This is a genomic window from Microbacterium tenebrionis (assembly GCF_903645325.1).
Lineage (GTDB): Bacteria > Actinomycetota > Actinomycetes > Actinomycetales > Microbacteriaceae > Microbacterium > Microbacterium tenebrionis.
In genome coordinates, this window is record NZ_CAHJXQ010000002.1 from 1 (window position 1) to 17,049 (window position 17,049).

General features: G+C 67.9%; 17 protein-coding genes. 11 read left to right on the top strand and 6 right to left on the bottom strand.

The features are described from left to right. Positions 1–111: 111 nt before the first annotated feature. The 8 genes from HWX58_RS03410 (at position 112) to HWX58_RS03445 (ending at position 7,713) form a co-directional block, all read left to right on the top strand. Complete coding sequence (locus HWX58_RS03410; protein WP_175985652.1) at positions 112–1,101, top strand: phosphoenolpyruvate carboxykinase (ATP); 990 nt, start codon at positions 112–114, stop codon at positions 1,099–1,101. A 101-nt stretch (positions 1,102–1,202) separates the two neighbouring features. Beyond that, positions 1,203–2,249 (top strand): nucleotidyltransferase family protein, encoded by a 1,047-nt coding sequence (locus HWX58_RS03415; RefSeq protein WP_175985653.1) that lies wholly within the window; start codon positions 1,203–1,205, stop codon positions 2,247–2,249. Further along, positions 2,233–3,597, top strand: coding sequence for a class I adenylate-forming enzyme family protein (locus HWX58_RS03420; RefSeq protein ID WP_175985654.1), 1,365 nt, complete (start codon positions 2,233–2,235; stop codon positions 3,595–3,597). The genes HWX58_RS03415 and HWX58_RS03420 overlap by 17 nt, the downstream gene beginning before the upstream one ends. A 3-nt stretch (positions 3,598–3,600) precedes the next feature. Continuing rightward, on the top strand, positions 3,601–4,476 hold the full coding sequence (locus HWX58_RS03425) for a glycosyltransferase family 2 protein (protein ID WP_175985655.1): 876 nt from the start codon (positions 3,601–3,603) through the stop codon (positions 4,474–4,476). Positions 4,477–4,592: 116 nt separating this feature from the next. Then, entirely contained in the window at positions 4,593–5,267 is a 675-nt protein-coding gene (locus HWX58_RS03430; protein WP_250646121.1) for a polysaccharide deacetylase family protein, read from the top strand. Further along, positions 5,264–6,205, top strand: a complete 942-nt coding sequence (locus HWX58_RS03435; protein ID WP_175985657.1) for a glycosyltransferase — start codon at positions 5,264–5,266, stop codon at positions 6,203–6,205. Before HWX58_RS03430 ends, HWX58_RS03435 begins: the two co-directional genes overlap by 4 nt. 46 nt (positions 6,206–6,251) lie before the next feature. Continuing rightward, positions 6,252–6,845, top strand: a complete 594-nt coding sequence (locus HWX58_RS03440) for a serine O-acetyltransferase (protein ID WP_175985658.1) — start codon at positions 6,252–6,254, stop codon at positions 6,843–6,845. A 106-nt stretch (positions 6,846–6,951) separates the two neighbouring features. Beyond that, positions 6,952–7,713, top strand: coding sequence for an SGNH/GDSL hydrolase family protein (locus tag HWX58_RS03445; RefSeq protein WP_175985659.1), 762 nt, complete (start codon positions 6,952–6,954; stop codon positions 7,711–7,713). Here HWX58_RS03445 and HWX58_RS03450 read toward each other — a convergent pair. From HWX58_RS03450 to HWX58_RS03475, 6 genes are all read right to left on the bottom strand, one after another. Continuing rightward, the gene (locus HWX58_RS03450; RefSeq protein ID WP_175985660.1) at positions 7,710–8,822 is read right to left on the bottom strand and encodes a PQQ-dependent sugar dehydrogenase; all 1,113 of its coding nucleotides are present in this window, start codon (positions 8,820–8,822) and stop codon (positions 7,710–7,712) included. The two genes, HWX58_RS03445 and HWX58_RS03450, sit on opposite strands and share 4 nt — an antisense overlap. A 10-nt stretch (positions 8,823–8,832) precedes the next feature. After that, entirely contained in the window at positions 8,833–9,834 is a 1,002-nt protein-coding gene (gene nadE / locus HWX58_RS03455) for an NAD(+) synthase (protein ID WP_175985661.1), read from the bottom strand. Then, on the bottom strand, positions 9,821–11,737 hold the full coding sequence (asnB, locus tag HWX58_RS03460; RefSeq protein ID WP_175985662.1) for an asparagine synthase (glutamine-hydrolyzing): 1,917 nt from the start codon (positions 11,735–11,737) through the stop codon (positions 9,821–9,823). Before asnB ends, nadE begins: the two co-directional genes overlap by 14 nt. Before the next feature lie 3 nt (positions 11,738–11,740). Next, positions 11,741–11,986, bottom strand: coding sequence for an acyl carrier protein (locus tag HWX58_RS03465; RefSeq protein ID WP_175985663.1), 246 nt, complete (start codon positions 11,984–11,986; stop codon positions 11,741–11,743). A 65-nt stretch (positions 11,987–12,051) separates the two neighbouring features. Then, complete coding sequence (locus tag HWX58_RS03470) at positions 12,052–12,309, bottom strand: PqqD family protein (protein WP_175985664.1); 258 nt, start codon at positions 12,307–12,309, stop codon at positions 12,052–12,054. Next, positions 12,306–13,613 (bottom strand): glycosyltransferase, encoded by a 1,308-nt coding sequence (locus HWX58_RS03475; RefSeq protein WP_175985665.1) that lies wholly within the window; start codon positions 13,611–13,613, stop codon positions 12,306–12,308. The genes HWX58_RS03470 and HWX58_RS03475 overlap by 4 nt, the downstream gene beginning before the upstream one ends. 132 nt (positions 13,614–13,745) lie before the next feature. Here HWX58_RS03475 and HWX58_RS03480 point away from each other — a divergent pair, with 132 nt between their 5' ends. From HWX58_RS03480 to HWX58_RS03490, 3 genes are read left to right on the top strand one after another with little or no spacing between them, the layout of a single operon-like run. Next, positions 13,746–14,858 (top strand): glycosyltransferase, encoded by a 1,113-nt coding sequence (locus HWX58_RS03480; RefSeq protein ID WP_175985666.1) that lies wholly within the window; start codon positions 13,746–13,748, stop codon positions 14,856–14,858. Next, a complete protein-coding gene (locus HWX58_RS03485) occupies positions 14,855–15,997 on the top strand; it encodes a glycosyltransferase family 4 protein (RefSeq protein ID WP_175985667.1) in 1,143 nt (380 codons plus the stop codon). Before HWX58_RS03480 ends, HWX58_RS03485 begins: the two co-directional genes overlap by 4 nt. Next, on the top strand, positions 15,994–17,046 hold the full coding sequence (locus tag HWX58_RS03490; RefSeq protein WP_175985668.1) for a glycosyltransferase family 4 protein: 1,053 nt from the start codon (positions 15,994–15,996) through the stop codon (positions 17,044–17,046). Before HWX58_RS03485 ends, HWX58_RS03490 begins: the two co-directional genes overlap by 4 nt. The last annotated feature ends 3 nt before the right edge of the window (positions 17,047–17,049 follow it).

The window sequence follows — 17,049 nt, forward strand, 5'->3', positions numbered from 1 at the left end:
CGCCAAGGAAGGCGGAGAGGTGTTCGCGCACGCCTGGATCGAAGTCGAGGGCGTCGCGATCGACGCGATGCGCGACCGCGCCTATCACGTGCCGAGTGGGGGAGCAGGAGCATGAACGAGAAGCGCGTCGCTTACGGGCTCGTCGTGCAGTCGGAGAGGGAACTGTTTCCTTTCGCGCGCAAGGCGTCGCCGGAGGATCCCGCAGATGTACGCGTCTTCTTCCGCGAAGAAGTGCTCGAGCGAGGAATCGAGGACGAGCTGCTGCTCAGCTTCGACCGCGATGGTGTCAGTTATTTCGCCGAGAGGCATGCCGATGGGGCCATTCGGCTCGTGTTCCGCGGTTCTTGCGAGTTCCGCATCAGCGCGGACCACGTCGAGGTCGCGGTGCACCGGTACCCCGGGGCTAGAAAGGACATCGAGAATGTTCTGGCCTCGGGCGCGCAGATGGCGTTCCAGCTCTATCTTCGCCGGACGCTGGTCCTGCATGCGAGTGCCGTGCAGGTCGGAGAATTCGCCATCGCCTTCACCGGTGGATCCGGTCGTGGCAAGTCGACGATGGCGACGCTGCTGTGCGGGGACGGCGCCAGAATCCTCACCGACGACATCCTCGCCGTCGACAGCCGGGGCGGCCGGCAGATTGCCAGGCTGGGCTCGCCTGACATCAGGCTTCGCAAGGGAGCAGAGTCCCTTCTCGCATCTTTCGGAGAGAGCAGCCCGGAGCGCCGGACGAGCGCCGATGCCCGCCAGGTACTCACTCCAGCCGACCGCGCGGACAGCGATATCCCGGTCCGCGCGATCTACCTTCCGATCCCGTCGCGGGAACTGGAACGTCCGCTGATCCGGCGGATGCGTGCAAGCGACGCGCTGTTCGTGCTGGTGAACACTCCGCGACTGTTCGGGTGGCTCGACGCCGACATACGGGCGCAGCAGTTCGAGATGTTGGCGCGCCTGGTCGAGACAGTATCCGTGAGCCTTGTCCACGTGCCCTGGGGGCCGCCGTTCTCCGCCTCGATAGCCGAGGAGATCATTGCGGACAGCCTCGCCGACCGTCCGCAGGTATCGCTCGAGGAAGCGATGGAGATGACGGGGATCAGGTCATGACACCCCGGCATCGGGAAGGTCTTCGACGACTCCTTGTGGAATCGGCCCGTGGCGACGGAGCGGGACCGCTGGGCGCGGTGTGCGATCTTCCCATCGAGACGGTGGCAGCCGCAGCCGCGCAGCATCGCATCGCGCCCGCGGTGGCGCGCCGAGTCGACGCGGCGCCCGATTCGCCATCGTCGTGGCGGGGGACGCTCCGGACGAAGCGCTATGAACAGCTGCTGAGGCACATGCAGGCCAGCGGCGATCTGCAGGTGCTCGGCGGAGTGCTCGGCGATTCGGAGATCCGGTGGGCGCTCGGCAAGGGGCCGATGGCGGCGGATCTGCTGTGGCCGGCCCCCGATATGCGCGAGTACTACGACGTGGATGTGTTCATCGCTCCCGCCGACTTCGAGCGGGCGCTCGCGCGGCTGATCGACGCCGGATTCGTGTACGTCGATCGCAATTGGCCCGAACTGCGCCGGACCATGAGAGCGGAGATTGCTCTGCGGGGCCCGGCGGGGAGCCACCTCGACCTGCACTGGGACATCGCGGTGCCGGAGTCCCTGCGCGGGGCGTTCCGCACTGGTCTGCCGGAGATGCTCCGCCGCAGCGAGGAGGCAGTTCTGGGCAGCGGAACACCGGTGCGCGTGTTCGATCCGGTCGATACAGCGCTCCATCTGATCTTCCATGCGGCGCAGAACGGCGCCAATCGGCTGATGTGGATGGCCGACGTCTGGTTCGCGACGCGCCGTGACGAGTTCGACTGGGAGCTGTTCGTCCAGCGCGCCGAGCACGTGCGGATGTGCGTGATGGCCGGGCTCGTGCTGCGGCGTGTGGAGAGCACGTTCGATCCGGTCGGCGACGGATGGTGGCCCCTGACACGGCGCAACCCCGCGTGGAGACGATTCGCGGGCGCCGTGGGCAGGCGCGCGAACTTCCCGTCTCTCCCGGGAGACAAGCACGCGGGGGGGATGGAGTTCTCCAGCGCGCGCGACACTCTCGGCGCCTCCGTGGCGCAGGCACTCGTTCGCACGTGGGCTCTTCACAGCATCGAGCGCCGAGAGGCCAAGTCCCCGGCCGTCGATCGGGTGCTTCACCGGGACGTGGATGATGCCGAAGCCAGAGCGGACTACTTCGAGGGGGTTCGACGTGCCGCGACGCGGTGAAGATGCGCTGACGGGTGTGCTCGGCGGCGGCGGTTATCCAGACAGCATACTGACGGCAGCACGCGAGCGCGCCGCCGTGCTGCCCACATTCTGCGGTCCGGATGAGCGCCTGGGCCTGGTGGACTCCCGCGACGACACGGCGCTGATCGACCTGCTCGCCGGCATCTTCGCCGGCGTCCCGCTCGCCCTGCTCGGAACAGGCGCGGTAACCAACGCCGCGCGTGAGCTCGCACGGCGTGCGCAGTGCGCTGCCATCCTGCACTGCGGCGAGACCGAAGAGATCGAGTACATCCCCGATGCCGCTGCGAGCCCGCGCTTCGGCCTCTCCGAGTCGGACTCGCTGGAGGCGGTCGTCCTGTTCACCTCCGGCACGACGGGAAGACCCAAGGGTGTGCGGCTCTCGCGCGCGAATGTGCTGTCCAATCTGACTGCGATGCTGCGGATCACCGACCCGTGGACGCCGGCGGACCGTCTTGGCCAGGTGCTCACGATCTCTCATTCTTTCGGACTGTCGATGGCGCTCATGGCGATCGCGCGCGGCACCCCCATCGTCTGGCTGCCCGACGGCGCCCCGGGACGCGCGATGAGCGAGGCCATCGATGTGCACGGAGTCACGGTCTTCGCGTGCGTGCCGTACTTCCTGCGGCTGATGGCGCGTCGCGGCATCAGTCTCGGCGGCGAATCGGCTCGGAGCATCCGTCGCCTCTTCCTCGCCGGCGGAGGAATCGCGGACGGCGAGATCGCTCAGCTTCTCCCCGATCTGGGCGGACCACTGTATCTGATGTACGGCTTCACCGAGACCACGGCACGGGCTGCGGTGCGCCGACACGGTGACGGCGCTCCGACAGGATCGGTCGGGCTTCCACTGCCGGGTACCCACATCGACATCGTCTCACCGGAGGGAGTCGTGATGCCGATCGGCGCTGAGGGGCTAGTGCGCGCGACGGGACCGAGCTTGATGATCGGGTATCTCGGCGAGCCGCCGCGCACACCGGGCAATCCCATCACCACGAGTGACCTGGGCCGGCTGGACGATGGAGGGAACCTCTTCATCACCGGGCGCGAGGTCGAGATGATGAACTTCCGCGGCAATCGTGTCTCGATCGTGCGGATCGAGGCGCAGGCGATGAGGGTCGACGGTGTGCTGGATGCCCGCGCCATTCCCGAATCGCGCGCGGAGGACGCGCAATGCCTCCTGAGAGTCGTGCTCGCGGAGGGCGCGCAGATGAGCAGCGTCCGCCGGGTGCTCATCGCGACGATCGAGCCGCGCGGCATCATCGCGGGCATCGCGCGAGTCGAGTCCTTGCCGAAGACGCGCTCCGGCAAGGCGATCCGTTTCGAGGACTGACTCATGCCACGACTCTCGGTACATATGACGGCATACAACGCCGAGGCGACGATCGCCAGTGCGGTCGGCTCGACGCTGCGGGCGTTGCCGCAGGACTCCGAACTGGTGGTGCACGACGACGGATCGTCCGATGGAACATCCGCTGCCCTGGACGCGTTCGCAGACCGCAGGCTTCGGCGCCTGCCGCTGGTCGGCAACCTTGGGTATGCCGCGGCTCGGCGGAGGCTCGTCGTCGAGACCGACAGCGAGGCGGTCGCGATCATGGATGCCGATGACATCTCGCTGCCGGGTCGTTTCCGCATGCAGCTGCCGATGCTGGATCGGGTGGACGCGGTGGTCTCCCCGGTGATCCGCTTCTCCACGGATCCGCTCCGGTTGCGCCCGGGGATGCCGGGCTCGATCCTCGCGTCCACGCTCCCTTTCCTGCTCGCGTTCGGCTGCCCTCTCGCTCACCCGACGCTGGTCATCAGGCGCAGCACGCTGGAGGCGGTCGGCGGGTATCGCGAGGTCGTCGCCGAGGACTTCGACCTGTATGTTCGCCTGATCGCAGGGGGCGCGCTTCTAGCGCAGAGCAGAGGGTATGGACTCGCGTACCGACTCCATCCGGCGCAGACGAGCCGCGCCGAGGCATTCGACGAACGGATGCGAGACGATCGGCTTTTTCAGCGGGCATTCGATGAATTCGTGTGGTCGTGCTTCGGGCTCCGGAGGTCCGGGAATGCGCCTCTGCTCGACGACGGCGAGGCGAATGCCGTGCTCCGCCTTGCCGATGAACGTCTCGATCCGGCCGGAATCTGGCGGGTGCGTCGTTACGCACGCGCGAGGGGGATCCTCATCGGGAGGACGACCGCCGACGACCGTACTGCTGGAATCTCATGAAAAGACAGAGGACCTTCCTGGTCAGGCGCACCGATGTGGATCCGGCTGGTGGCAACGCCGGCCGGTTCGCCTCGCGACAGTTGTTCCGCTGGGGAGTCCCTTCGGCGTTTGCGCGGATGCTCGGAGTGCTGTGCGTCGACACCCGTGAACCCGTATTCGCATTGACGTATGACGACGGTCCCGACCCTGACCACACTCCTCGGATTCTGGAGGTGCTCGCCCGGCACGGTGCGCGCGCCACCTTCTTCGTCATGACGGATCGCGCAGTCGAGCACGACGATATCGTCAAGAAGATCATCGCCGGCGGGCATGAAGTGCAGGTGCACGGGCGCGACCACGAGAGCATGCTCACCCGCGGGGTAGGCGAGTTCTGGCGCCACGTGCGCCGAGCCCGCCGAGACCTCGAGTCGGTCGGCGTGCGGCCGACGCTCTACCGGCCGCCGTACATGCAGTTCCGCCGCAGCCAGATGATGGCCGTGCGCCTGTCGGGGCTCACGCTCGCACTGGCCTCGGGGGATTCGCGAGATTGGGAGCACGACGACGAGGGTGCCATCGCTCAGCGCGGAGCCGCGGCGGTCTTCCCTGGAGCGGTGCTGCTCATGCACGACTCCCGCGCCGATCCGCAGACCGCCCGAAGCGAGGCAGAGCTGCCGCGCTTCGATCGCGCGGACGTGATCGATCGTCTGCTTCAGGAGGCCGCGGTGCGCGGGCTGACGGCAGTGACGATGACCGAACTGCTGGGACGGGGGGCGGCCGTCGCCGCCCGTGCCTATCATCGGGGTCCGCGATGACCGCGCCTGTGGCGTCGATCATCGTTCCCGCCTACGATGCGGAGGCAACGATCGGCGAGCAGCTGGAGGCGCTGCTGGCGCAGGACGCGCAGGAGGCGTGGGAGCTCCTGATCTGTGACAACGGCTCCACGGACCGCACCACGGACATCGTGGCGGAGTACCTGCCGAAGTTCCCGTCTGCACGCCTCGTGGATGCATCGCACCGGCGGGGCGCGGCAGCGGCCCGCAACGCCGGGGCGCGCGAGGCGGCAGGAAGATGGCTGCTCTTCTGTGACGCCGACGACGTGGTCGATCGCTCGTGGATATCTGATCATCTGCGTGCGCTCCGGCACGCTGATCTCGTGACCGGGGAGGTCGAGTACGAACGGCTGCGTCCGGTCGGCGTGCTCGGACCGAGCTGGCTCACGCGGGGTCCGCTGGTGTTCAGGCTCCCGGCGCTGCCGTGGCTCGACGGGGCGGGAAGTGGAAACCTTTCCGTCGCGCGGGAAGTCTTCCTGAGCTCAGGCGGATTCGAAGAGCGGCTGCGCACCGCGGAGGACGCCGATCTCGTCTGGCGGTTGCAGCTCGCGGGTACAGAACTCGCCCGGGGCGGAGGCCTGTGCCATATTCGCGTGCGTGGGACTCTCAGAGAGCTGAGCCGCCAGGCTTTCGCCTACGGCTCGGTGTACAGGATGCTCGAACGCCGGTACGCAAGGGTCCGAGGCGCCGCGTCGTCGCGCGAGAACCTCGTCGACGGCTCCGGCGCGGACGTCCGATCGAAAAGAACAGTCCGGGGGGCGCAACTGTACAGCGTGCTGCGTCGGCTTTCTGGCTCCGGAGATCCGCAGGTACGGATCGACCTGCTCTGGGGGTTCTTCCACCGACTCGGCAGGCAATGGGGACCGAGTACCACGCTTCCGCAGGTGCAGTCGGATGGGAGGGTCGCGAATGACGACTGACGAAGTGAATGCATCGGGCGGTGCATCGACCGGACCGACTGCCGCCATGCTGACCCCGCCCACCCGTTGGCATCCCCCCGGCAGGCTCGCGCTTCTGCGGGTGATCCGTGATGATCTGCGAGCCAATTCGTGCCACGGCCTCAGCGGACTGATGAAGCCTGCGGCACACGCGTTCATCGTCTACCGGTACGGCCAGTGGATTCTCGCGCATCGCGGCGGGGGACGCGGTTGGTGGTTGGGGGAGAAGCTGTACTGGCTGCTGTTCAGTGCCGTCCGCAACAGGTCCGGTATCGAGCTGGTCGCTACTGCGAAGGTCGGGCGCGGGGTGAGAATCGAGCATCAGCACGGCATCGTCATCCATCCGTTCGCCGTGATCGGCGACGGGGTGCAGATCCACCACGGCGTGACGATCGGCCTCAAGGACGAGAACGAGCTGGCAGGCATTCAGGAGAGCGTTCCGCGCATCGGAGCGCGGGTCGTCATCGCCGTCGGAGCGACCATCATCGGGGCTGTGTCGATCGGCGATGATGCCCGGGTGGGACCGCATGCCGTAGTGACTCGGGATGTCCCGCCCGGCGCTACCGTCGTAGCCGCGCCGTCCCGCATCCTGCGCCTCACCGCGGGAGCCGATGATGGCTGAAACGGCCGGACGGCCACTCGGTCCAGGGAATCGACGCTGGACGACCGCCGTCGGCGCGGTCGTCTTCGGGCTCATCGTAGGAGTGGTCGCCATCGGAGGATTCTTCATGTTCAAGCAGGACGCTGTTACGCGTACGACGCAGGTGGATATCCCGGAGGCGACGGCAGACGATGCGACGGCTGTCGGGCAGGGACGGGTGTTCTTCGCACATCAGTCAGTCGGGCAGAACCTCATCGATGCGCTCCCGGAGGTGACCTCCCGTCTGGGAGTGGCCGAGATCCCGGTGACCGGCATCGATGAGGCAGACCGGGGCATCGCGGAGGTGGCGATCGGCGTGAACGGCGACCCCCTGGGCAAGCTCGAGGAGTTCGCATCGCTGTTGCGAGGAGGACTGGCCCACCGGGTCGATATCGCGGTGCTGAAGTTCTGTTTCATGGATTTCGAGCCGCCGGCGCCGCCTGCCGAGGAGGTGTTCGAGGCGTACCGGGCGACGATGGGCGAACTCGAGACGGAGTTCCCCGACGTCACGTTCGTCTACACGACGGTTCCACTCGTCACGGACCGAACCATCGGCGACCGCGTCCAGAATCTGCTGGGGAGATCAACGCACCGGCTTCCGACGCACAACGTCGCGCGTGAGGAGTTCAACTCGCGCATCCGTGCGGAGTACGCCGGCACCGGGCGCCTGTTCGACATCGCCTCCTTCATCGCGGCCGATGCGGGCGGAACCGTCACGTACCGGGAGAGCGGAGGCCGCGAGTACGCCGCGATGGATGGTCGCCTCGCCTCGGATCCAGGGCATCTGAATCCCGATGGCGCCGCGTTCATCGGATCGGCGTTCGTGGCGTTCCTGGCGGGCCTGGATTAGTCGATGTCGAGACGGAGGACGCGATCGTCGCCGGGACGCGGCTCGATCCAGCCGGCGGTGTTGCTGGTCGTGATCCACAGCGCGCCGTCGGGTGCCGCGGCGACGGCGCGGATGCGTCCATACTCGCCTTCGAGCAATCGGAACGTCGCTCCTGCGCGATCTCCGGTCAGCGGGACGGCGAAGAGCGCCGTCCCGCGCAGCGCTCCGAGGTAGGCGATGTCGTCGACGATCTCGAGCCCGGAGGGGGATGCCGTGCTCGTAGGAGTCCAGCTGGCGAAGGGGTCGACGTAGGCCGGGTCGCCGTCGGCGCCCTCCTTCTCGGGCCATCCGTAGTTGCCCCCGGCCTCGATCGGGTTCAGTTCATCGGTCGTGTCCTGGCCGAACTCCGTCGCCCACAGTCGGCCCTGGGAGTCGAAAGACAACCCCTGTACGTTCCTGTGCCCGTATGAGTACACCCGGTTCCCGAACGGGTTGCCGGGGATCGGGTCGCCGTGCTCGTCGACGCGCAGGATCTTGCCGTTGAGCGAGCTGGTGTCCTGCGCGAGCGACGGGTCCGCAGCATCGCCCGTCGAGACCAGCAGGTTGCCGTCCGGATCGAACATCAGCTGCCCGCCGTTGTGGTTCGCGGCGCGCGCGATCCCGGTGACGATCGGGGTGACGTCCCGGATCGAGCCTCCAGCGATGGACATCCTCACTACCCGGTTGTCGGTGCTCGAGGTCAGATAGGCGAAGAGAATGTCCTCATCGCCCGGCTTCATCGCGAGGCCGAGCAACCCGCCCTCGTCGGTGTCGCCAGCGACGCCCGGGACGATGCCGTAGCTTGTGCGTTCCCCGTCCGGCGAGACGCGCAGCAGTTCTGCGGTATCGCGCAACGAGACGATCGCGTCGCCGTCGTCGAAGAAATCGATGCCCCAGGGGACTCCCACCTCGGTGATCACCTCGTCGACGGCAGCGATGCTCGGTTCCGACGGCGCCGTCGCGGTTGCCTGCGGGGAATGTTCAGCGGGGGCGGTGAATGCCGGCGAAGAAGGCGCCGATTCGGGTGCGCAGCCGGTGCCGACAGCGAGCAGGCCGACCGCGAGAGCGGCGAAGGCGAACCGGACGCGCATCGTGGGCCGGTCAGCTCGAGATGGTCGTGGTGAGGTACGCCGTGTACTCCGCTCGGCGCGAGTACAGGTCGTAGTACTTCTGCACGTCCTCTTCGGCGAGTCCGGTGTCCGCGGCGACCGCCGCGAGATCATCACCGCGATGCCAGCCCAACCAGAGCCTGTCGCCGGTTTCGATCGATGTGCCGTAGAAGTACTCCTCCTGCGTCTGCTCGGCGCTGAACGTGTCGGTCGTCGGCGCTCGCTCGATCACCGATCGCGGCACGCCCACCACCTTCGCCACGTCATACACCTGGCTCTTGAGCAGGAACCGCAACGGGAAGACATCGCCGCAGCCGTCGCCGTGCTTCACGAAGAAGCCCTGCTCGATCTCCGGGCGGTTTGAAGTGCCGATCACGAGCAGGTTTGCCTCGTCCGCGATGCGGTAGGCGGAGAGCATCCGTACGCGCTGCTTCTGATTTGTCGCGGCCATGATCGTGAGGAAGTCGCGGCCGCCGAGCCGGTAGGACTCCGTGCCGCCGGAGCGCTCGACGTTCAGCATGAAGCGCTGCAAGCGGCCCGCCTCGCCTTCTGCCGAATCGAACTCCACCGAGAACTTGTCGCCGTGCCTTTCGTCGAAATCCGGTACGTGCTTGCGCACGACGGCGACGCGGTCGTTGTAGGCGCCCAGGGCGGCCAACGGCTCCGTGATGTCGCGCACCTCGAGCGGCACGCCGAAGGCGTCGGCGACCTCCTGCGCGTACCCGACGGTCCTGCTGGAGCTCTCCTTGTCGGGTAGGGAGATCGTACGCACTCGGCCGGTGCCCAGCGCCCGCACTGCGAGCCCGACCGAGGTCGACGAGTCGATCCCGCCGCTCAGCGCCACCACGGCGCCGACACGCCGGAACCGTCGCGCGGTTTCGCGGATGTCGTCCACGAGCTGCGCGGTCACTTTCTCCGGGTCGGCCAGGTGGACCCCGGCCTCCAGCTCGGTGAGATCGACCATCGTCTGCTCCAATCGCTCATTCCAGGTCATCGAGGTCTCCGAGGCCGTACTGGGCCGCCAGCATCTGCACCGAAACGATCCAGAGCAGCGCCAGGTCGTCGTGGAAGCTCGTGCGCGTGCGGCGCAGTTTGTCCACTAGCCAGGCCACCCGCTTCGGGTCGAAGACGCCGAGCCGCTCCACCGCCGCGGTCGAGGCGTGCAGCTCCAGCAGTTGCGCGCCCGTCGGGGACCGGAACGCATCGCCTTCCGGCGCCGTGTAGGGCTGCTTCACCCGGTGGACGATCTCGTCGGGGACCGTCCCTGCTGCAGCGGCCTTCACCACCCGCTTCTCCTCTGCGCCGCGCAGCTTCGAATCCTGCGGGAGAGTGAGCGCGTAATCCACCACGTCCTCGTCGAGGAATGGATAGCGCGCCTCGATGCTGTGCGACATGTACGGACGGTCGCATTGATTCGCCAGCAGGGTGTGCGCGAGAAAGTACCGGACCTCGAGGAACTGCGCGCGCTCCACCGCCGACCAGGTCTCGAACCCCTGGGGGAGGCGCTTTCTGACACCGTCGAGGACGCGGCTGAGCGAGTATTTTTCACGCAAGTCCGCCCGCAGGTAACGCGTGATGTGGTGGGCGGACGCCCACCGGTTGATGTGCGAGAAAACGGGATCGTCCGGCGCATCGACGCCCTGCTCGTAGAACGCCCGCTCTACGGCACGACCGAGGTTCTTCTGCTGCGCCATCACAGCCTCGAGCGCGTCCAGACGGTCCGGGCCCTCGGGATCGCGCGCCCAGGCGTCGCGGATCTCCGCGACCTTGAACAGGTCGTATCCGCAGAACAGCTCGTCTGCACCCTCGCCGCTGAGGACGGCGCGCGTCGCACGATCCTGGATGCGGGCGGCGAGCCGGATCGTTGCGGCCGGTGCTGTCCGGACCAGCGGCGATTCTGCGTGCCGGACCGCCTCGGCGAGGCCGCGGGCGATCGCCTCGTCGTCGCACACGATTGAGTCGTGGGCCGTGCCGAAGCGCTCGGCTGCGAGCTGCTGGAATGGCGACTCGTCCAGTGCCGACGAGGCGAATCGGATCGAATATGTGTCGATGGGCGAGTCCGGCAGCATCGAGCGCAACGTTGCGAGGACGGCGCTCGAGTCCAGTCCGCCTGACAGCAGCACAGCAGGATCGCCCTCTTCGGGGACTCGGCGGGCGACGGCGGCGGCGAACAGCGCACGCAACTGTGCGGCCTGCGCGTCGATTCCCGTCGTGTCACGTTGCTCGGCGAACGCGAATTCCCAGTACAGATCCTCGCGCACGGAGCCGTCGACGACGGTGATGAAGCCGCCGGGGCATACCGAGCGGACGCCCTGGAAGCAGGAGCGACCGGGGTGCACTCCCCAGAGCACCCCGGAGTCGATGACGTCCGGGAGGGAAAGGGGCGTCCGGTAGCCGCCGGCGGCCAGCGCCTTTACCTCGGAGGCGAATGCGAACTCGGCGTCTGCCTCATGCCAGAACAGAGGGACGATTCCGAAGCGATCACGGGCGAGCATCAGGGTGGAGGTCGCGGCGTCCCAGAAGGCGAGTGCGAATTGCCCACGCAGCCGGCGCAGGGCCGCTTGCCCCCACACGATCAAGGACTGCAACAGCACTTCGGTGTCGCCGGTCGTGCGGAATTCGGCCCCGAGCTCCGTGAGCTCGTCGCGCAGCTCCCGGTAGTTGTATATCTCGCCGTTGAATGACAGTGCGTAGCGGCCGGACGGATCGCTCATCGGCTGCCGGGAGGTCGGCCGGTCCACCAGCGCCAGGCGGACTGTTCCGAGTGCGGCTGAGCCGCTGACAACCCATGCGGACGCATCCGGTCCGCGATGAGAGATCGACGCGAGCATCAACGGCAACCGCGTCGACGCCGATGCGGCGGGTCCAGCGGTGACGATGCCCGCGATGCCGCACATCGTTCAGTCGTTGGCTGCGATGAAGTCGATGATCGAGTCGATGTTCGCGAACGTCGCCCGTGTCTCCTCTTCCGCGCGGAGCGTTCGACCGATCTTCTCCTCGATGAAGACAGCGAGTTCGGCGATGCCGAGCGAGTCGAGCACGGTGTCGACCAACGGCGTCCGGTTCGTCAACTCGTCGTCCTCGAGCGGAACGAGATCGGTGAGAATGAGCTGACGGAGCTCGTCAGCGAGCGCGCCCGTGTCCATATGCGACTCCCCAGTCATACGGTGTTTGAGAAGAACCTACACCATTCGTGCGCGCTCGCGTCCGCTCACCGTTCTATGAGTAGAGACTTCTCCCGCAACTGCGTCAGGTACGCGTCGACATCGGCGCGGGCGCGCTCGACGTCGATGTCGAACTCCTTCGCCAGCGCATCGACCAGGTCCTGCTCAGTGCGTTCCTCGGTGAGGTGCTTGGCCAGAAGGGCGCCTGCGGCGTTCGTTGTCAGGTAGGCCGACGTCTTCAGGTCCAGAAGGACCAGCTCGCTGTCGATCTCCTGCCAGGTTACTCCGTCGGTACGGATCCTCATCGCGACCTCCTGTCGTATCGCCACCGATTATGGCGCATGACGGCTGTCTTGGGGTGGCGGAACGCTTCGCGCCACGCCGACCGCACCACCTCGGCCGAAACTGCGATGTCGAATCGCGATCGCACCATCCGCTGCGCGTTCGCTGCGCGTTCGGCGGCGCGATCCGGATCCGCGAGACATGATCCGATCGCCTGAGCGAGCGCGACCGCATCGCCTGCGGTCACCAGCGTGCCGAACTCGGTCAGCGCGACGGAGGAGAGCGGGTCGCTCGTCTCGTCCGGATCCACGATCTCGGGGACGCCTCCGGCTCTGGTCGCGATCACCGGAGTGCCGGCCAGCATCGCCTCGAGGATGACCTGACCGAACGGCTCGGGGACGGGGGACGCATGGACGAAGACGTCGAAGCCTGCCAGCTCTGCGGACGGGTCGTCGCTCCATCCGGCGAACTCAATGACCGATTCCGCACCCAGCGACGCGGCGTCAGTCCGGAGCGCATCGGCGTAGTCGTCCTCGCCGAACAGTGCCGCTCCGACGATGCGGAACCGCGTGCGGGGCTGGGTCCTGATGACGATCGCCGCAGCCTCGATGAACTCACGCTGCCCTTTCGTCGGGCTGACGCGGCCGAGCATCCCGACGACCGGCCCGCCGTCTCGCGCGCGCCGCTGAGCCGGCGGGCCGATGTCCGCGCCGGGGTACGCGACGCGCGTGTTGGAGCCCGTGCAACGCGGCAGAGTCGCCCTGACAGCATGTGAGTTCGCGATGATCATCGCAGGGCCGACGACGGCGAGGCTTCGCAGGAGCAGCACGGCGACCCGCGGCAGATAGTCGGTCGCTATCCGGTCGTGAAGATGCCACACCCACCGCCGGCGGGCGAGAGGTGCTACAACGGCGACGAGCAGGGCGGACTTCAGGGAGTTCGCCACGATGAGGTCGGCCCCGAGCTGCCGCACCTGCCGCACCAGAGCGGGTACCGCACGAGCGCTGCGGAGAAAGTTGACCAAGAAGGAACCCGGCCGGAACGCGGCTTCGCGCGGTGTAGCGGCGATGCGAGGGTCGAGGTCGTGCACGATCGCGGGCACGCCCGCGTCTCGCAAGCGTGCTTCGAGCGGGCCGTGCCCGAGAAGCAGGACCCGCACGTCCACGCCGTCCATACGCAGTTGCCCTGCCAGACGCGTCAGTGCGATCTCGGCACCGCCGAGAGCCGCTGTGTGATCGACGGCGAGGACCCTGATCGGGCGCGGGTTGCCGGTCATGGCCAGTGCTCCTGTCTGCGGCATCCGCGTCTCGGCTATGCTTCGTGTCATGTCGCCCTCGTCGGCGACGCGGCTGAGGGGAGGCCACGTGACCATCGGGTGGATCCGCGCCGATTCCGACGCCCTCCGCTGCTGCCACGGTCATCATACGGAACCAGCCTCGAGCGTCCGAGAGGCGTTGCGGTGAGCGGCGTCATCGTCCACGAGTGGCTGGAGCAGGTCGGCGGCGCCGAGAAGGTCGTCGACCGGTTCGCGGCGGTTTTCCCCGACGCCCCGATCCACGTGCTGTGGAATGACGCGCCGGATCGGTTCGCCTCCGAGCGCGTCCACGAGTCGTTCCTCGCGCGCACATCTCTGCGCCGGCACAAGGCCGTGGCCGTCCCGGCGATGCTGTCCGCCTGGCGTCACCTCGGCGCGACGGACGCGGAATGGATGCTCGTAAGCTCTCATCTCTTCGCGCACCATGCGCGGTTCGCCGGCCGTGACCGAGACATGGCCAAGCTCGTGTTCTGCCACTCGCCGGCCCGCTACATCTGGGAGCCGGACCTGGACACCCGCGGGGACGGCGTCGCGCAGCGTCTGGCGTCTCTGCCGTTGCGGGCGATCGACCGGAGCCGCGCACAGGAAGCGACCGACATCGCGGTCGTCAGCGAGTTCGTGCGGGAACGGGTCGAACGGTGCTGGGATCGCGATGCGCGGATCATCCACCCGCCCGTCGATGTGCGGACGTTCGGCGCCGCGACGGAGACACTGTCGGCCGAGGACGCCGCGACGCTCGACGGGCTGCCGTCGGAGTACCTTCTCGGGGCGTCGAGATTCGTGACCTACAAGCGGCTCGACCTCGTGATCTCGGCCGGTGCGACCAGCGGTCTGCCTGTCGTGCTCGCCGGTGACGGGCCGAGACGCCGGGAGCTCGAGGACCAAGCGGAGGCTCGCGGGGTGCGCGTCGTGTTCGTCGGACGCACCAGCGATGACCTGCTGCGCGAGTTGTACCGGCGTGCCGTCGCGTACGTGTTCCCCCCGGTCGAGGACTTCGGCATCATGCCCCTCGAGGCCATGGCCGCAGGTACGCCGGTGATCGCGAACCGTCTCGGCGGTGCGGCCGAAACCGTGGTCGACGGGGTCACCGGCTTCCTGGTGGAAGACTTCGGCGGTTCGGAGGTTCGCGATGCGCTCGAGCGGGTGCGGCAGATCGACACCGCGGCACTCACGACGCGAGCCGAGGCCTTCGATTCGGAGGTGTTCGATGCGAACATCTCCGAATGGGTGAAGACGATCGGTGCACGAGGAGCATGACCCGTGTCGCGCTCGTCACCAGTTCCTTCGCCCCGTACATCGGCGGCGTCGAGACCCACGTCCGGGAAGTCGCCCGCGAACTGGCGGGACGAGGACATGACATCGAGGTGTGGAGCGTGGCTCGCGATGGCGTCCCCGGTGAGCGGGTGGACTCGGATATCGTCGTCCGGGATCTGCCGGCGCCGTTGCCGGCGCGCGACACGAGGGCGGTCCTGCGGTTCGCGCAAACATTCGCTGCCGCACGCCGCACATGGAGTCTGGCGATCGCGAACTTCGGACCGGAGATCCTGCACGTGCAGTGTTTCGGCCCGAACGGCGCCTATGGGACGGCGTTCGCGCGGTCGCGCGGGTTGCCTCTGGTGGTGAGCTCCCACGGCGAGACGATCGCCGACGACGACGACGTCTTCGGCTCGTCGGCGATCGCACAACACGCCCTGCGCCGGGCACTGCGTGATGCGGCAGCCGTCACCGGATGCTCCCCGGTGGTGCTGGATGATCTGCGCGGGCGATTCGGCCTCGCCGCCGGGCGCGGCGAGGTCGTGCCGAATGGCGTGGAACCGTCGATCGCGGCGGAGCCGCCCGCCGGGCTCCCGTCGGTGTACTTCGCGGGGGCGGGACGACTCGAGCACATCAAGGGCTTCGATCTGCTCGTGCGCGCCTTTGCTGCAGCCGGGCTCGGACCGGACGTGGAGTTGGTTCTCGGCGGCGACGGGCGATTGGCTCCATCGCTGCGTTCGCTGATCGACGAGCTCGGCCTCTCTTCCCGGGTCCGGCTGCTCGGGCGCCTTTCTCCGCCCGCCGTGGCCGGGTTGCTCGAGGGAGCGCTCGCGGTCGTGGTGCCCAGTAGGTTCGAGGCGTTCGGCATCGCCGTGCTCGAGGCGTGGCGCGCGCGACGCCCGCTCGTAGCGGCGGACCGCGGCGGCATACCCGGACTCGTACGCGACGGTGTCGACGGGTTGCTGGTGGACCCCGAAGATGAGACGGGGTTCGCGCGTGTGCTCGAGCGGATCGCACGCGACGGCTCTCTTCGGGAGCGCATCGCCCGGGAGGGCGCGCTCAACGTGGAACGCTTCCGATGGGCTGATGTCGCCGCCCGGTACGAAGCGATTTACGATCGGATAGCCGGAGGCTTCGGATGAGCAGGCTGTGCATCGCGTCCATCGCGACCTCTGTGCCGATGGGCGCGCAGGAGTACCAGGAGCAGATCGCATCCCGCGCGGCCGCGGCGCTGAACGGCCGCGGCGATCACTGGAATGTCGAACGGCTCGTCTTCCGTTCGATGCGCTCGGATCTGGCGGGGAACCGACGGGTCCCGCTCACTTGGCTGAACAGGGCGAACACGCGCCAGCGGCGTGCCATCGGCGCGCTCGTCTATCCCCGCGGTGCTCTCGTGCACCGGATGGAGCTGGGGCTGCCGCCGGGTCGGGACGAGGTCCTGACGATGCATGACACCGTGGCGTGGCGATACGAGGACGAGGCCGACCCGCCGGCCCATGCGGCGGAGGAGCTTCGCGCGGCAGCCGCGGTCATCTGCGTCTCCCAGTTCACCGCTGACGACGTCGCCCGACGTTTCGGTCTCGATCGCGTGCATGTCGCGCATCTCGGGATCGACCCGAGATTCTGGTCGGCGGTGCCGCTCAGTCCGCAGGAGCGCACGGATGCCGGCATCCCGCAGCGGTTCATCCTCCACGCCGGCGGGGCGACAGCGCGCAAGAACCTCGAAGGTCTTGCCGGCGCATGGGAGGCGCTGTCAGCGAAGCATCGCGATACGTCGCTCGTGCTCGCCGGCCCGGAGCACCCGCGCCGCACCTCGCTGTTCGGCGGGATGGACCGCGCCGAGATAGTCGGGAGGGTCCCGGCCGAGATGCTCCCTCGGCTGATGGCTACTGCCGAAGCTGTGGTCGTGCCATCCCATGACGAAGGCTTCGGCCTGCCGGTGCTTGAGGCGATGGCCGCCGGGGCGCCGGTCGTGGTGGCCAGGACGAGTTCGCTCGTCGAGGTTGCGGGGCCTGCGGGCATCCTGGTCGGGACCTCACCTGGCGAGCTCGCCGCGGGCATCGATGCCGTCCTCGAACCAGGCTTCCGGCGGAAGCACGTGGTCGCGCAGGGACGGGAGTGGGCGAGTGGATTCACCTGGGAGCGCAGCGCCGCTGCGCACGCAGCGGTGTGGCGCGCGGTCGTCGCCTGACGG

Bases quoted from the DNA above. Each gene is read 5' to 3' on its own strand.
- HWX58_RS03435 (WP_175985657.1), top strand. From the start codon at position 5,264: ATGACCGCGCCTGTGGCGTCGATCATCGTTCCCGCCTACGATGCGGAG.
- nadE (WP_175985661.1), bottom strand. From the start codon at position 9,834: ATGACCTGGAATGAGCGATTGGAGCAGACGATGGTCGATCTCACCGAG.
- HWX58_RS03470 (WP_175985664.1), bottom strand. From the start codon at position 12,309: ATGAGGATCCGTACCGACGGAGTAACCTGGCAGGAGATCGACAGCGAG.
- HWX58_RS03425 (WP_175985655.1), top strand. From the start codon at position 3,601: ATGCCACGACTCTCGGTACATATGACGGCATACAACGCCGAGGCGACG.
- HWX58_RS03490 (WP_175985668.1), top strand. From the start codon at position 15,994: ATGAGCAGGCTGTGCATCGCGTCCATCGCGACCTCTGTGCCGATGGGC.
- asnB (WP_175985662.1), bottom strand. From the start codon at position 11,737: ATGTGCGGCATCGCGGGCATCGTCACCGCTGGACCCGCCGCATCGGCG.
- HWX58_RS03440 (WP_175985658.1), top strand. From the start codon at position 6,252: ATGCTGACCCCGCCCACCCGTTGGCATCCCCCCGGCAGGCTCGCGCTT.
- HWX58_RS03450 (WP_175985660.1), bottom strand. From the start codon at position 8,822: ATGCGCGTCCGGTTCGCCTTCGCCGCTCTCGCGGTCGGCCTGCTCGCT.
- HWX58_RS03465 (WP_175985663.1), bottom strand. From the start codon at position 11,986: ATGGACACGGGCGCGCTCGCTGACGAGCTCCGTCAGCTCATTCTCACC.
- HWX58_RS03430 (WP_250646121.1), top strand. From the start codon at position 4,593: ATGCTCGGAGTGCTGTGCGTCGACACCCGTGAACCCGTATTCGCATTG.
- HWX58_RS03410 (WP_175985652.1), top strand. From the start codon at position 112: ATGAACGAGAAGCGCGTCGCTTACGGGCTCGTCGTGCAGTCGGAGAGG.
- HWX58_RS03445 (WP_175985659.1), top strand. From the start codon at position 6,952: ATGTTCAAGCAGGACGCTGTTACGCGTACGACGCAGGTGGATATCCCG.
- HWX58_RS03475 (WP_175985665.1), bottom strand. From the start codon at position 13,613: ATGACACGAAGCATAGCCGAGACGCGGATGCCGCAGACAGGAGCACTG.
- HWX58_RS03485 (WP_175985667.1), top strand. From the start codon at position 14,855: ATGACCCGTGTCGCGCTCGTCACCAGTTCCTTCGCCCCGTACATCGGC.